The sequence below is a fragment of the Streptomyces sp. NPDC050263 genome (genome assembly GCF_040655955.1).
Classification (GTDB): Bacteria; Actinomycetota; Actinomycetes; order Streptomycetales; family Streptomycetaceae; genus Streptomyces.
The window spans coordinates 35,368-50,564 of the sequence record NZ_JBFAKW010000051.1 but is presented as its reverse complement, the minus strand read 5'-3'; the positions used below and the strand labels follow the sequence as shown (position 1 = coordinate 50,564).

The 15,197-nt window shown below is 69.5% G+C and carries 8 protein-coding genes; 4 read left to right on the top strand and 4 right to left on the bottom strand.

Annotated elements, in window-relative coordinates:
* The first annotated feature begins 9 nt into the window (after positions 1–9).
* The 4 genes from mmsA (at position 10) to AB0J04_RS22975 (ending at position 5,788) form a co-directional block, all read left to right on the top strand.
* Positions 10–1,560: a multiple monosaccharide ABC transporter ATP-binding protein gene (gene mmsA / locus AB0J04_RS22990; RefSeq protein ID WP_363170408.1), complete on the top strand. Its 1,551-nt coding sequence runs from the start codon at positions 10–12 to the stop codon at positions 1,558–1,560.
* Positions 1,557–2,801, top strand: coding sequence for a multiple monosaccharide ABC transporter permease (gene mmsB, locus AB0J04_RS22985; RefSeq protein WP_363170407.1), 1,245 nt, complete (start codon positions 1,557–1,559; stop codon positions 2,799–2,801). The genes mmsA and mmsB overlap by 4 nt, the downstream gene beginning before the upstream one ends.
* A 72-nt stretch (positions 2,802–2,873) precedes the next feature.
* Positions 2,874–3,932: an aldose epimerase family protein gene (locus tag AB0J04_RS22980; protein ID WP_363170406.1), complete on the top strand. Its 1,059-nt coding sequence runs from the start codon at positions 2,874–2,876 to the stop codon at positions 3,930–3,932.
* Positions 3,933–4,129: 197 nt separating this feature from the next.
* A complete protein-coding gene (locus tag AB0J04_RS22975; protein ID WP_363170405.1) occupies positions 4,130–5,788 on the top strand; it encodes a histidinol-phosphate transaminase in 1,659 nt (552 codons plus the stop codon).
* Between the two features lie 417 nt (positions 5,789–6,205).
* Here the strand turns inward: AB0J04_RS22975 and AB0J04_RS22970 are convergent, their stop codons facing one another.
* From AB0J04_RS22970 to AB0J04_RS22955, 4 genes are all read right to left on the bottom strand, one after another.
* Positions 6,206–7,183, bottom strand: a complete 978-nt coding sequence (locus AB0J04_RS22970; RefSeq protein ID WP_363170404.1) for a hypothetical protein — start codon at positions 7,181–7,183, stop codon at positions 6,206–6,208.
* A 29-nt stretch (positions 7,184–7,212) separates the two neighbouring features.
* Complete coding sequence (locus tag AB0J04_RS22965; RefSeq protein WP_363170403.1) at positions 7,213–7,566, bottom strand: hypothetical protein; 354 nt, start codon at positions 7,564–7,566, stop codon at positions 7,213–7,215.
* Between the two features lie 260 nt (positions 7,567–7,826).
* Entirely contained in the window at positions 7,827–8,063 is a 237-nt protein-coding gene (locus AB0J04_RS22960; protein WP_363170402.1) for a hypothetical protein, read from the bottom strand.
* A gap of 29 nt (positions 8,064–8,092) precedes the next feature.
* On the bottom strand, positions 8,093–15,022 hold the full coding sequence (locus AB0J04_RS22955) for a polymorphic toxin-type HINT domain-containing protein (protein WP_363170401.1): 6,930 nt from the start codon (positions 15,020–15,022) through the stop codon (positions 8,093–8,095).
* Positions 15,023–15,197: the final 175 nt, after the last annotated feature.

Genomic DNA, 15,197 nt, shown 5'->3' with positions numbered 1-15,197 from the left:
GGCACGACCATGGCGGGACCCGTCCTGGAAATGCGCTCGATCGTCAAGACCTTTCCCGGCGTAAAAGCGCTGTCGGACGTCTCACTGACCGTCCGTCAGGGCGAGGTCCACGCCATCTGCGGTGAGAACGGCGCCGGAAAGTCCACCTTGATGAAGGTGCTCTCCGGCGTCCATCCGCACGGCAGCTACGAGGGCGACATCCTCTTCGAGGGAGAGGTCTGCTCCTTCAAGGACATCCGGGCGAGCGAGCAGCACGGCATCGTCATCATCCACCAGGAGCTGGCGCTGTCGCCGTACCTCTCCCTGGCGGAGAACATCTTCCTCGGCAACGAGCACGCCAAGGGCGGGTTCATCGACTGGAGGCAGACCCTCGGGCACGCCACCGAGCTGCTGCGCCGGGTCGGTCTGAGCGACCACCCCGAGACCCGCGTCGCCGACATCGGCGTGGGCAAACAGCAGCTCGTGGAGATCGCGAAGGCGCTGTCGAAGAGGGTGAAGCTCCTCATCCTGGATGAGCCGACGGCGGCGCTGAACGACGAGGACAGCGACAAACTCCTCGATCTCATCCTGGAGTTGAAGAACCAGGGCATCACCTCGATCATCATCTCCCACAAGCTCAACGAGATCCGCAAGGTGGCGGACTCGGTGACGATCATCCGCGACGGGCACTCCATCGAGACGCTCGACGTGAAGTCGGCGGAGACGACCGAGGACCGGATCATCAGCGGCATGGTGGGCCGCGACCTCGACCACCGCTTCCCCGAGCGCACCCCGCACGAGCCGGAGAAGGGCGCGGCCCCGGCCCTGGAGATCCGCGACTGGACCGTGCACCACCCGATCGACCAGCAGCGCAAGGTCGTCGACGACGTGTCCATCCAGGTGCGGCGCGGGGAGATCGTCGGCATCGCGGGCCTGATGGGCGCCGGCCGCACCGAGCTGGCGATGAGCGTCTTCGGGCGCTCCTACGGCCGGTACGCGGGCGGCACGGTCCTCAAGGACGGCAAGGAGATCCGGACGAAGTCCGTCGCGGAGGCGGTCGACAACGGCATCGCCTACGTCACGGAGGACCGCAAGCACTACGGCCTCAACCTCATCGACACGATCAACCGCAACATCTCGCTCACCGCGCTGAACAAGGTGGCCAAGCGCGGCGTCGTCGACGAGCAACAGGAGCGGCAGGTCTCCGAGGGCTTCCGCAAGTCGATGAACATCAAGGCCCCGACCGTGTTCGAGCGGGTCGGCAAGCTCTCCGGCGGCAACCAGCAGAAGGTCGTCCTCAGCAAGTGGATCTTCGCGGGTCCGGACGTGCTGATCCTGGACGAGCCGACACGCGGCATCGACGTCGGCGCCAAGTACGAGATCTACACGGTCATCGACCAGCTGGCCGCCCAGGGCAAGGCGGTCGTCTTCATCTCCTCCGAGCTGCCCGAACTGCTCGGCATGTGCGACCGCATCTACACCATGGCCGCCGGGCGGCTCACGGGTGAGTTCCCGCGTGCCGAGGCCACGCAGGAAGTGCTGATGCGTCAGATGACGAAGGACAAAGAGGTAACGCGATGAGCACCGATGTGACCAAGAGCCCGGCCGCCGCGCCGCCCGGCAAGAGCGGTGGGTCGGCCTCCGGCGGCGGGCTGCTCCAGCTGGTGCTGGACGGCCTGCGCCGCAACATGCGCCAGTACGGCATGCTGATCGCCCTCGGTCTGATCGTGGTCCTGTTCCAGGTGTGGACGGACGGCGACCTGCTGCTGCCGCGCAACGTCTCCAACCTGGTGCTGCAGAACAGCTACATCCTGATCCTCGCGATCGGCATGATGCTGGTGATCATCGCGGGTCACATCGACCTGTCGGTCGGCTCGCTCACGGCGTTCACCGGCGCCTTCGCGGCGGTGCTGACCGTGCAGCACGACATCGCGTGGCCCCTCGCGCTGCTGCTGTGCCTGGCCATCGGCGCGGTGGCCGGCGCGGCACAGGGCTTCCTGATCGCCTACCTCGGCATACCCTCCTTCATCGTCACCCTCGCGGGCATGCTGATCTTCCGCGGTCTGACGGAGATGCTGCTGAAGGGCCAGACGCTCGGCCCGTTCCCGGACGGCCTGCAGAAGATGGGCAACGGCTTCCTCCCGGAGGTCGGCCCGGACACGAACTACCACAACCTCACACTGCTGCTGGGCTTCACCCTGATCGCCTTCTCGGTCGTCCAGGAGATCCGCGACCGCAAGCGGCAGCAGGAGTTCGCCCTCGAAGTGGCGCCCAGGAACCTCTTCCTGCTCAAGCTCGTCGCCATCGTCGCCGCGATCCTCACGGTCACGATGCTGCTCGCCAGCTACAAGGGCGCGCCGATCATCCTGATCGTCCTGGCTCTGCTGGTGGTCGGTTACGGCTACGTCATGCGCAACGCGGTCTTCGGCCGGCACATCTACGCGATCGGCGGCAACCTGCCGGCCGCGAAGCTCTCCGGCGTGAAGGACAAGAAGGTCACCTTCCTGGTCTTCCTGAACATGGGCGTGCTCGCGGCCCTCGCGGGTCTGGTGGTCGCCGCACGGCTCAACGCGGCCTCCCCGAAGGCGGGCCTCAACTTCGAACTCGAGGCGATCGCCTCGTCGTTCATCGGCGGCGCCTCCATGAGCGGCGGTGTCGGCACCGTCCTCGGCGCGATCATCGGCGGTCTCGTCCTCGGCGTGCTGAACAACGGCATGAACCTCCTCAGCGTCGGCACCGACTGGCAGCAGGTCATCAAGGGCCTCGCCCTGCTGGCCGCGGTCGGGTTCGACGTGTGGAACAAGCGCAAGTCAGGTTCCTGAACCGGAACGGGCCCCGCCACAAGGCGGGGCCCGTTCTGTTTTCGGCGGCAGACAGGCAGGGAAAGGCAGCACATGGTGAAGACGCCCTTCGGTGAACTGGCCGACGGCACCGAGGTCTCCAGCTGGTCCCTGGAGAACGGCGGCACCCGTCTACAGGTGCTCTCCTGGGGCGGCGTCGTCCGGTCCCTGGAGATCCCCGACCGGCACGGCCGGTACGCCAACGTCTGCCTCGGCTTCGCCGGCCTCGAGGACTACGTCGCCAGGACCCCGTACTTCGGCGCGCTGATCGGCCGCTACGGCAACCGCATCGGCCAGGGCCGGTTCACCCTCGACGGCACGGCCCACCGGATCGACGTCAACGACGGCGCGAACAGCCTGCACGGCGGCGCGACGGGCTTCGACAAACAGGTGTGGGACGTGGAGCCGTTCACCGAGGGCTCCGACGTCGGCCTGCGCCTGCTGCGCACGAGCGCCGACGGCGAGATGGGCTACCCCGGCACGCTCGACGTGAAGGTCACGTACACCCTCACCGAGCGCGGCGAGTGGTGCATCGACTACGAGGCCACCACCAGCAGGGCGACCGTCGTCAACCTCACCAGCCACGTCTACTGGAACCTGGCCGGCGAGGGCAGCGGCACGGTCGAGGACCACGAGCTCACGATCGCCGCGAGCCGCTACACGCCCACCGACGAGGGCCTGATCCCGACGGGCGAACTGGCGGACGTCTCCGGCACGCCCTTCGACTTCCGCGAGCCCAAGACGATTCGCCGGGACATCCGGGCCGGTCACCGCCAGCAGATCCACGCCCAGGGCTACGACCACAACTGGGTCCTCGACAAGGGCGTCACGGCCGAGCCGGTGCACGTGGCCACGCTGCGCGACCCGGGCTCCGGCCGCACCCTGAAGATCGCCACCGACCGGCCCGGCCTGCAGTTCTACTCTGGGAACTTCCTGGACGGCACCCTCGTCGGCCCCGGCGGCCGCGCCTACCGGCAGGGCGACGCCGTCTGCCTGGAGACACAAGCCTTCCCCGACTCGCCGAACCGGCCGGCGTTCCCCTCCACCGTGCTGCGGCCCGGCCAGACGTACCGGACGACGACGATCCACACGTTCGACACGTTCGACGTGTAAGCAGTCGTACTGTCGATAGACGGTCAGAGCGTGCCCAGGGTTCCGGAACCCAAACGGAAACTCACACTGCTTTCACACGCGTTGAACAACACCCCGCCAGTCTCCGTATGTAGGAGCGGCCCGCGCTCCCCCGCGCGGGCCACCCAATGACGACGGGCCCGGTCGTCCCCGCCGGGCCCGCCCCATACGGAGGTTCCATGGCCGACAACGTCTCCTCGTTGTTCCGTAACACCGCGGCCCACAGTCCGTCGATGGCGGCACTGACTCGCGAGGGCGGCGAGGGGGTCGGCCCGGTGGACTTCTGCATCCCCTGCAACCCGTACTTCCCCACCCCGGCCATGATGGACACCATGTCCGCGCGGCTGCGGGACATCATCACGTACTACCCCAGCGGGGCCGACACGATCACGGCCGAGCTCTGCAACCTGCTCCAGCTGCCGCCGCAGGCCGTCGCCATGGGCAACGGCTCGACCGAGCTGATCACCTGGATCGACCACCTGCTCGTCCGTGAGTCGCTGGCCGTCCCGGTGCCCACCTTCGGCCGCTGGACCGACCAGCCGATGGAGACCGGCAAGCGGGTCGACATGTTCCCGCTCCAGGAGTCCAGCGGCTTCGCCCTGGACCTCGCGCAGTACGCCGAGTTCATCCGCACCCGCGGCACCAAGGTCGCGGTGATCTGCAACCCGAACAACCCCGACGGCGGCTTCCTGCACAAGCATGCGCTCGTGCAGTTCATGGACGCGATGGCCGACCTGGACCTGATCGTCATCGACGAGTCGTTCCTGGAGTTCGCGGACGCGGAGCAGGAACCGAGCGTCGTGCAGGAGGCGATGATCCGGCCGAACGTCATCGTGCTGCGCAGCCTCGGCAAGAACTTCGGTCTGCACGGCATCCGCTTCGGCTACATGGTCGCCAACCCGTCGCTGGCCGGCCGGGTCCGCTCGATGCTGCCGAAGTGGAACCTCAACGCCTTCGCCGAGTACGTGGTGTTCATGCTGAAGGAGCACGGCCCCGAGTACGCGCAGAGCCTGCTGCAGGTGCGCCGGGACCGGCTCGACATGGCGAGCCAGCTCAGCGCGCTGCCGGGGCTGACCGTCTACCCCTCGCAGGGGAACTTCCTCTTCGTGCGCCTTCCCGTCGGCGCCGAGGGCACCGTGGTCCGCGACCGGCTGCTCGCCGAGCACCGCATCCTGGTCCGCGAGTGCGGCAACAAGATCGGCTCGTCGAGCCGCTTCCTGAGGCTCGTGGTGCGCCCCCAGGTGGACGTGCGTCGCCTGGTGTCCGGCCTGGAACAGGTGCTCTACGGGACCAGGAGGGGAGCTGCCGTGCCCGAGCTGAGCGCCGGCGTCGGCTACAGCTCGGGTACGGCGGCGGTGGACCGGCTGGTCACCAACGGAGCGGGCATGCCCGGCCTTGCCGCTCAGGCCATGGGCATGAGCGCCCAGATGCCGGGGCTGGTCGCAGCCGCCCCGGCGATGGCCGCCCCCGCGATGGCCCCCGCGATGGCCCCGGCCATGGCGCAGTCCGCACCGTCCGACGGCGTCGGGATGCCGATGCCGGCCGCAGCACAGGTCTTCCCCCAGCCCGTGCAGATGCCGGCACCGGTGCCCGTCCCCCAGCCCATGGCCCCGCAGCCCATGGCCCCGGCGGCGATGGCGCCCGCCGCGATGGCGCCCGCCATGGCCCCGGCCGCCCAGGCCCCGCCGATGGGCCCGACCCCCACCGGCGTCCCGGCCCGCGGCGGCCTCACCGCCGCCCAGGTCAGGGGCACCAACGGCCTCTCCCCCGCGGCGGCCACCGGCTGGCCCAACGCCCAGAGCTGGCCGAACGCGGCGGGTATGGGCCAGGTCAGCTAGGGGGCTTCTGATGGATCTCCGTGGGAGAAGGAGCGGCGTTCGGTGCGTGCTCTCGGTGTGCCGGGCGAGAGTCCTCGTAGCGGAGCTACTAGGGCTTTCGCCCGGTGCGGCGAGAGTGCGTGCCGGGCGTCGCGACGGGGCGAACGTTGCCTGCCGCGGCACTAGTCAGCGCTTCGTGGGCGCGGGCGTGCTGCGCGGCCTTCGGCCGGCAGCGGGCCCGCGCCCACCCCTGTCGTCCTGCCTGTCTCGGTAGGCGACCTCAGCAGGCGACGGGCCATGATCGACTGGCCGCCGGGGCCGAGGTACCGGCCGTGCGACTCCGGTACGGGAGTCCCGTCGTTCGCCAGGCCGAACAGCAGTCGCGTCGTCGGACGGGACCGTAGAATCGAACCCCTTGCGCGTCGATGGTCCGCGCGCTCACCCGAAAGTCTTCGAGAAACGGACGACACGGAACCACTCCGGCTCCGGCTCGACGAGGACGCCCTCGACCGACAGGTCGAGGCACGCCCGCAGCAGGTCCTCCGCCGAGGGGACAGGGGTCAGCCCGGCGCTGCGCGCGAACCTGCCGAGGCGCCAGACGTCGAAGGCTTCCGAGCCGTCCTGGAGCAGATCCAGGTCGACCTCGGATCCGTCGGGGCCGACCGTTCGACAGCCGCGGCCGTGCACCGCGTACGCGTAGCCGGTGCCCGAGCGGGCGCTGCGTTCGAGCTCTCCCGACCGGACGGCCGCCAGCACCTGCCCCAGCTCGCCGAATCGGGGAAAGGCCTGCGCCAATGCCGTCCGGGCGGCCTCACGCGCCGTCAGGAAGGCGCGTACGCAGGCCTCGGCCTCGCCGGAGCCGGGGTGACCGTCGAGCCAGCGGCGAGCGGCCGCCCTCTCCTGCGGGCCGCGGAGCCCGGAGTCCGACTCCGACACCCACGCGGCGAACTTCCGCAGCACCTTCGACCGGTGCGGTTCCTTCACCGCGATCGTCTCGACCGAGGACTGACTCGTGGTCGCGCCCAGCAGGACGCTCCCGTCCAGCGAGAGCATGCGGAACTCGGGACGGCAGTGGGCGCTGCCCAGCGGACCGGCGGCGCCCACTCCCATGACGTCCCACTCGGGCCTCAGCTCGACACAGACCCACGACGTGTCCGCGGCGAGGAAGAACCGGGCGTCGTCCGCCCGGAAGAGCCCCTGCTCGACCGCGAGCCGGTACCAGTCGGCGTTCGCCTTCCGGTGCAGCTCCGGGTCGTCGATGTCGGCCCAGGCAACGTCGCTGACGTCCCAGGGCATGACACCGGCCAGCTGACCGGTCACCACGGCAGGGATGAACCCTTCCGGGTCGCCGCAGCCCTCCCGGACCACGAGCCCGGCTTTCGCCAGGCCCGCGGTCCACGCGCTCGTGCCGCTCACTTCACACCCGCCGTCCTTGCCGCGTTCGCCTACGCGAGGGCCGAGACCAGGGCTCGCGCGGCCTTCGCGACTGCGGGGTCCGGATCGTCCAGCAGATCCTGGAACACCCCGGCTCCCGCCAGAACGGCACGCCGGCTCGCGGCCTCCCAGGCGATCTTCTCCTGGTACCCCTGCGCGTCCTTGCCCGGCGCCAGGCGGGCGGTGGACTCCCACTCCCTGGCCGCATGGATCCTGGCGATGAGCTCCAGGATCTCCGCGCGGCTGCGGACGGTGTCCGCTCCGGCCAACTCGACCAGGAACGGGACCACATGGGGCGTCGCCTCCGACACGACGAAGCCGAGGGAGCACACACGGTCGCCGAGTTCGTCGACGGCCTCGCTCACGGTCTCCTCGTCACCCCAGGCCACTCTGGAAAGGAGTGGCGGGATGTCGCGAGCCGACCCCGTCGAGTCCCTGAGACTCCCCCAGGGGACCTGGGGGACCCGCTTGAGCATGCGCCCCATGCCTACCCTTCCGGAGTCCTTCACCCGTGGAGGAACTGCGGCCGCCGCCCGCTTGCGGACGGCTCCCCCGGATGGGTCTCCGGGGGAGCCGTCGTCTCACGTTTCCCGCGAGGGCAGGCAGAGCCCCGCGTCACATCCTGTCACCAGGGCGGACACGGCAGGCCACTCGCTTTCCTCGGCTCCAGGAACTCCTCCCGGAACACGTCCAGGGAAGCCCTGAGAAGAGGAATGTCGATCTCCGAACGGACGTAGCTCAGCCGGGCCGAACTGTCGTCGAAGCGGAACTCCAGCAAGAGCTCACCCCGCTGGCCGTCGATCATCTCGACGACTTCCATCGACTCGTAGTCGTTGTGGTCGCTCAGGATGATCAGGGCCATGAACTGACGCCCTTGGACGGAGAACGATCTCATAGCCATCCCTCGAACTGGACTCGACCGCCGCGCATGCTCCATCGGGCGCCACGGCCTGTTGCGCTATCCATGATCTCGAGCACCTCCCCACCGTAGTGCGCGGATGACGGGCTGATGGCTCTTGTCGCGTTGGGGTTGCCCAGTAGCTCACCCACAAGATCCGCTCCGCCCCGGTTCAGCGCACCGAAGTCGTTCTTCCGGTTGGCTCCCCGGAGGAACGGCGCGTACTTGGCGACGTGGCCCGACGTACGGCTGTCCGGGTCGGTGTGCTTCTGCAGAGACCTTCCCGCCTCGGTCATGTGGAACTCGTACTGGAACGGCTTGCCCTTCTTGGGCGGGATGGGCCGCAGCGCCGCAGCGGTCAGGTCGAAGTCCGTGGCGTCGGCGAGACAGTTGTGCGCGAGGACCGGCGTGGACCCGGCCAGCACGTAGTACGTGTGGACGTCCGTGACGGTCAGGTTGTGGACCGTGGCCTTCTTGGCGGTCCATGCCTCGACCGCGCCGACCTGGATCCAGGCGCCCGAGGATGTCTGAAGCCACTGGCCCGGCTTCAGTTCACCGGCGTCGACCCACTCCCGCAGGGACGGCACCCAGAAGGGGTGACCGGCCGTCGCGGTGACCGTCGTGGCGGTCTTGGACCGGCTGTCGGACGGGCCGTCATGAACCGTCAGCATGATCCGCACGAGGTCCTTGCTGCCCCTGCCGATGATCGTGGCCGTGGCCGTCTGGACGGAGGTCTTCCCCGTCTTCGGGTCGGTGGCCACGACCTTGTCGCCGACCTTGACCTTCTCGATCGGCCGGGTCGATCCGTCGGCCATCAGCACCCGGGTGCCGGGCTTGAAGCTGTTGGACTCGCAGGCCGCTGACTGAACCTCTTCCTTGACGGTCTCCTTTGCCTCCTTCGCGACCTTCTTGACCGCCCGTCTCACCTGCGACGGCTTGGGACGCGCCTTCGGCTGCGAACGGGGCTTGGCGCGCGGCTTCGGACGGGCCGCCGCCTTGCGGGCCGCCGCGCGCCTGGCCGCCGCCTTCCTGGCCGCCGCACGCGCCGCACGCGCACGGGCCTGGGCTGCCGCCCTACGCGCCGCCGCACGCTTGGCCGCCGCACGGGCCGCTGCCCGCTTGGCGGCCGCACGCTTCGCCGCCGCGGCCTTGCGGGCCGCCTCCCGGCGGGCCTTCGCCGCCGCGCGCTTCGCGGCCTCGAGCGCCCGCTTGCGGGCCAGGGCAGCCGCCCGACGGGCCGCCGCCTGCGCCGCCTTGCGGGCCGCGATGATCGCCGCACGACGGGCCGCCGCGCGGATCGCCGCCTGGATGGCGATACGAGCCGCGATGCCGATCAGGATCGGGAAGAACGCCCCGGACGGATCGGAGAACGTGGCCGGCGCGTTGTTGCTGTAGGCGTACGGGTTCATCGTGCCCGGGTTGCCGTAGTCGACCATCGGGTCGACCTGGATGAACCGGCCCGACACCGGGTCGTAGTCACGAACGCCCAGCCGGGTCAGACCCGTGTCCTGGTCGACCGTCCCGCCGACGAAGCCGCGTTGACCGGGCCAGGTGGAGGGCTGTTGGCCCCGCGCCTCACCGAACGGACTCGACTTGCGCCGAGTGACGCCCATCGCCGGGTCCACCATGTCCACGACCGTGTGGGACGTGCCGTGGTGGTCGGCGAGCATCATCTGACGGACGCCGCCGGTCGCCCGGACCGTCGTCGAGCCGTCCGGGTTCCCGTAGAACCGTTCCGCCTTCGCGCTGGTGTTGGCCGCGTTGACGGTCAGTTCCGCGTCGGCGAGGTAGAGGGTGCGGCTGCCGTCCGCGCCGGTGCGGATCAGGCGATCGCCGTCCGCGCCGTAGAGGTACGACGTGGTCTTCGTGCCTCCGCCCTCGACCGGCTGGGTCACCTTGCGCAGCTGGCCCTCGATGTCGTACTCGAGGGCCTGGTCGGTGCCGCCGTGCTGGCGTCCCGTGGTGTGGCCGGCCTTGTCGTAGGAGAAGGTGTTGAGGCGTTCCCCCTGCGGGCCCACGGACTTGATCTCCGCGAGCGCGTTCGGGCCGCCGACGCCCGCCTTGCCGTACACGTACGAGCGGGTGACGTCCTTGGTGGTGTCGCCCGTCGGGTCGTGCTCGACGAGGGTCTTGCGGTTGCCCGCGGCGTCGTAGTCGTAGGAGTTCCAGTACGCGTCCGGACCGCCGACGGTGTCCTTCGACGGAGCCGCCGCGCAGTCGTCCGTCCTCGCCGTCCAGGCCGAGGTCATCTGCCTGAGCTGGTCGTAGACGAAGCACTGCGTGTCCGTCTTGCCGGCGTCCGCCGCCGCGCCGCCCGGCACGTCGGTGATCTTGGTGACGTTGCCGGCCTCGTCGTACCCGTACCGCGTCTCGCTGATGCGCCCCGGGGCGACCGAGCGGTCGAAGGTGGACGTCTGGAGCCGACGCGTGAACTCGTCGTAGACGTAACTGCCGTACACCTTCTTGCCGGCCGGACCCGCGTCCGTGCGCAGGATCTCGCCGAATGCCGAGTACTCGACGTCCGCGAGGTACGCGGACGCGCCACCCATGGAGATCGGCAGGTCGTCGGAGTTGTAGCGGAAGACGACCCGCTCGGTGACGAGACCGCCCAGACCCGGCACGGACACCCAGGCAAGGTTGCCGGTCGGCGTGTAGGAGTACTCGTACTCGTACGTGCCGGCCAGGCCCGTCTCCTCCGCGGGGATCACCGTCTTCGACGACTTCACCCGGTAGGCGTCGTCGTACGCGGTGATCTCCTCGCGGTACTCACGGCCGTTGTCGTAGCGGATCTGCGCCGTGGGCAGACCCTTGCCGAGGGTGTCGTACGTCCACTCCACGCGCTTGGGGCCGGTCGAGGACTCCTCGCGCAGAGAGGTCTGACGGCCGCTCGCGTCGTAGGTGGTGAACAGGGACCGCTTGAGCGGGTCGACGGTCTCGATCACGTTGTCCGCGTTGTCGTACCGCACCTCGGTACGACCGCCGTCGGGATCCGTGACCGCCGTCTGACGGCCCCGCTTGTCGTACTCGAAGGTCGTGACGGCGCCGCCCGGGGCGGTCACCTTCCACATGTTGTCGAGGTCGTCGTACTCGTACAGCGTGTCCCGCCACTTGGTGCGGGCCTTGTCGGTGTACTCGCGCAGCCGCTCGGTGCGGCCCTCGGCGTCCTCGAAGACGGCTGTGACGGTGTCGCCGCCCGGCGGGATCGTCGTGGAGACGTCGCCGTCGCGTTCGGTGGTCGTGCGGAGCTTCTCCGTGCCGCGGTAGTAGGTGACCTCGGCGGTGGGCTGGCCCAGTCCGTCGAAGGTCGTGCGGCTCTGGGACGGCACCTCGTTGTCGCCGACCTGGAGGAGCTTCGCCTCGGGCTCGGCCGAGTTGTAGTACCCCTCGTTCTGCTTCCACGGACGGCCCACGCTGTCGTAGAAGACGTCGTTCACGATCCGGCCCGCGCCGACCGCCTCGTCCTGCGTCTGCCGCTCGCGCAGCAGGCCGTCGAGGATCTCGTAGGACACCGCGTACTGGCCGTTGTCCTTCAGCGTGCGCGAGGTGACGATCGTCGGACCGTCGCGGCGGACGGTGTAGTCGTACGTGGCCGTCGGGGTCTGGGTCGCCGGGTCGCGGTCGATCTCCCAGACCTTGAGGAGCCGGCCCAGCGGGTCGTACTCCATCGTGGCCGTCTTGCCGTTGGCGTCCGTCTCGGTCAGCGGCAGGCCGCGGACGTCGTCGAAGACCGTGGTCTCGGTGAACCCGAGCGGGTCGTGCGAGATCTGCTTGGTCGGCCGGGTCACCGTGGTCGGCGTGTACTCCATCCACGTCTTGCGGTTGTCCGCGTCGTACGTCGCCGTCTCGCGGCCGTGGATGTCGTACTCGGTGCGGTCGATGGTGACGAAGCCGTCACCCGTGCCGTTGAGCTCCTGGACCTCGGTGGGCAGGCCCTTGGTGGGGGCCGCGCCGAAGGCCAGGTTGTCGTAGAACGTCCGGGTGTCCTCGACGACCTCGGCGTTCGCGGCGCCGCAGGCGCCCAGCGTGGTCCGCTCCCGCGACTCCGGCTCGATCAGATACGCCGTGGTGTTGCGGGCGTAGGCGACCGTGGAGCAGCGGAGCTTGCCGCCCGGGGTCTTCTCCTCGACCTCGTACGGCAGACCGTAGCTGTCGTACTTGGTGGTCTCGGTCGAGGTGCGCCAGGTGTCGCCCTTGACGCGCTCGCGGGTGCGGACGCTCTCCGGGCGGGTCATCCACGCTTCGAGGGGCGTGGTTCCGGCGCGGGTCCGGGTCGCGGTCTTCACGGCCCAGGGGGTGGTGACGGTGGCCGAGTCGACGGGTCCGCCGTCGGACTCGTAGCCGATCTGCTCCAGCAACTGGCCCTGGTACTGCGGGAGATCGCTGTACGTCTTGCCCTCGCTGTCGGTCACCGACGAACTGCGGGTGCCGGAGGGCAGCTTGTCGCCGTGCAGGCCGCGGTAGTAGCGGTGCTCGGTGAGCTGCTTGACGTCGCCGCCCGTGCCCTGGCGGGTGCGGACGCGTTCGTAGCCGCGGTACTGCGACCAGGTGCGGTGCTTGTTCTCGGTGAACTCGCTGTCGTCGTAGGCCCATCCGGCGCCGCCGAGGAACTCGTACGAGGTGACCTTGGCGGGGCTGTCGGTGACCAGGTCCTCTTCGCGGACCTCGGTGACGACGTACTTGTGGAACCAGTCCTTCACCGGGTTGAGGGCGCCCTTGGGCGTCCAGTACTGCGGGAAGCAGCGCATGGTGTTGGACTCGGGCGAGGCCGGCATCCGCTTCGGCTCCAGGGCCTGGCAGTCGCGCGCCGAGTAGGTGACGCCGATCCGGCCGCCGGTCTCGGTGTCGATCGCGTGCACCCGGAGGCGGGAGAAGGGCGGCAGGCCCTCCACCTTGTCGACGCGGTTGTCCAGCTGGATGCCCGCGAAGGTGACCTTCGGCATGGCGGCGCTGCCGCCGGCGCCGTGGCCGGTGCGGGCGATGGCGTCCAGCCACAGGGCCGGGGAGGTGCCGTCGCCGGTCGCCGGGTAGGACTGCTCCAACGACCAGGAGTCGACGGGCTTCAGGGCACTTCCGGAGAGCACGCTGGCGGTGATCTTCGTCAGGCGCTTGGTCGTCCAGAACGTCGGGGAGTACTTGTCGGTGCACTTGGCGCCCGACGCGCACTCCTGGTCCAGCGGCACGTCCGGCCAGTACTTGGCGTTGGCCGCGGTCCGCTTGGCCTCGGCACAGTCGAACGCGGCGGTGGGGATGCAGCGTTCGGTGGTGGCGAAGGAGACCCGGCCGGCCGGCTGGACGCCGAACAGCTTGTCGGAGCGCAGGCCGTAGTCGATGCGGTCGAGCTCCGCGAACCGGGTGTAGGAGATCTGCTGGTCGGCCTTCATGTTCTGGCCGTAGTAGTTGGTTCGCTTGGTCCACCACAGGGTCATGGCGTCGCCGAGCGGGTCGACCACGTAGTCCAGGTTCCAGCGGTAGGCCTGCGCGCAGTCGGAGTCCATGAACGCGGTGGCGTGGCAGGGCTCGCCCGGGTGGTTGCCGAACACCGGCACCGTGAGGGCCGAGTTGGTGACCGTGCCGTCGGGCGCGCCGGGCAGCTTGTTCAGACCGAAGTGGTACTGGGTGCCGTCGGTGGTGGTCAGGACCCAGTACTCGCCGTCCTTCGCGCCGTTGGCGGCGCCGGACTTGTGCTGGAGGCGGGAGCCGTCGTCGTCGGCCGGACGCCACTCGTCGGTGCCGTCCTTCTTGACGAGTTCGGCGGTGTTGCCGCCCAGGGACATCACGACGTGGTCGGAGCCCCAGCACAGATCGCCGCTGTCACCGGTGTTGTTGGGCTTCTGCTCGACGCCCTTGTCGTCCTTGATCGGGTCCTTGTCGTCCGAGCAGGAACGGAAGCGGCGCTCGATGAAGCCCGGCTCGTAGTCCCAGCCCTCGGCGATCCAGGAGGACTGTCCGTTGGTGGAGGCGGTACGGCCGTCCACCGCCTGGGAGCTGTAGGAGAGTTCGACCTCGGGCTGCGGGCCGCCGGGGACCTCGGGCGCCTCGATCGGGTAGCTCCAGGAGAAGCCGCCGGACGAGGAGCCCGCCATCCAGGAGCCGGACGGCGACAGCGAGGTGGAGCCGTGGTTGCCGCCCGGCCCCGCGGCCTCGGCGGCGGCCGCGAACACGGCGGGCGCGGCGGCGGTGGACCTGGCAGCCGCGGTGGACGCCGCCGTCAGGTCGGTGCTGCCCGAAACGGTGTGCGCGGACGCGTCGTTGGCGCCCGGCAGCGGGGTGCGGGTACGGCAGCGTTCCAGTTCGGGCGTGGTCAGCGCACAGGCCGGAAGCCGGTACAGGCGGAGCCGGGAACCCCAGTCTCCGCCGTAGGTGTCCTTGAACGACGCGTAGTCCAGCTCCAGTTCGACCGCGCCGGAGGCGGCGGGTCCCAGGCCGTTCTTCGCGGGGGCCGCCGTGAACAGCAGACCCTGCACACCGGCCTTGCGGGCGGCGGCCGCGTCCCTGACCTGGACCTCGACGGCGCTGCCGGGTGCGGCGGCAGCGCGGGCCGCCTTGCCTCCGCCGATCTGACGGGCCTTCACCAGGCCGCTCTGTACGGCAGTCGCCCCCCGGTCGGCGCCGGTGGTCAGCGGCGCCTTCTTCGGGAGCTTGTCGCTGCGGTCCGTCACCAGGGTGGTGAAGGTACGGGCGGGGACGATCCCCGCGGCGGGCTTGAAGGCGCCCGTGGCCTCGTCGCGCGTAGCGGGCCGCTTCTTTTCGAAGTCCTGGCCGGGGACGGAACGGTCGCGCTTGACATCGGAGATCCGGGTGCTCCCGTCGGCGGCGCTGGCGTCGTCGGGTATCAGCCCGACGAACAGCACGAGCCCCACTAACAGGGAGACGGATCTGGTCCAATGACCGAAATAGCGCAGTTGTCTTATCAAGTGGTCCACAAAAGGACCTCCCCCTCACTCTGTGTGACCGAGTGTTGAACGGTCAGACAGTAAGCGCTGTCGATCATTCGCACAAGTAATGCACAGGCAATGCGACAATCCCCACTTTCGCTATGAGTTGGCAAAGGAATACCTAAGACCACGGGTACTGTTCGGCGTCGCGGCCCCCGGTCGG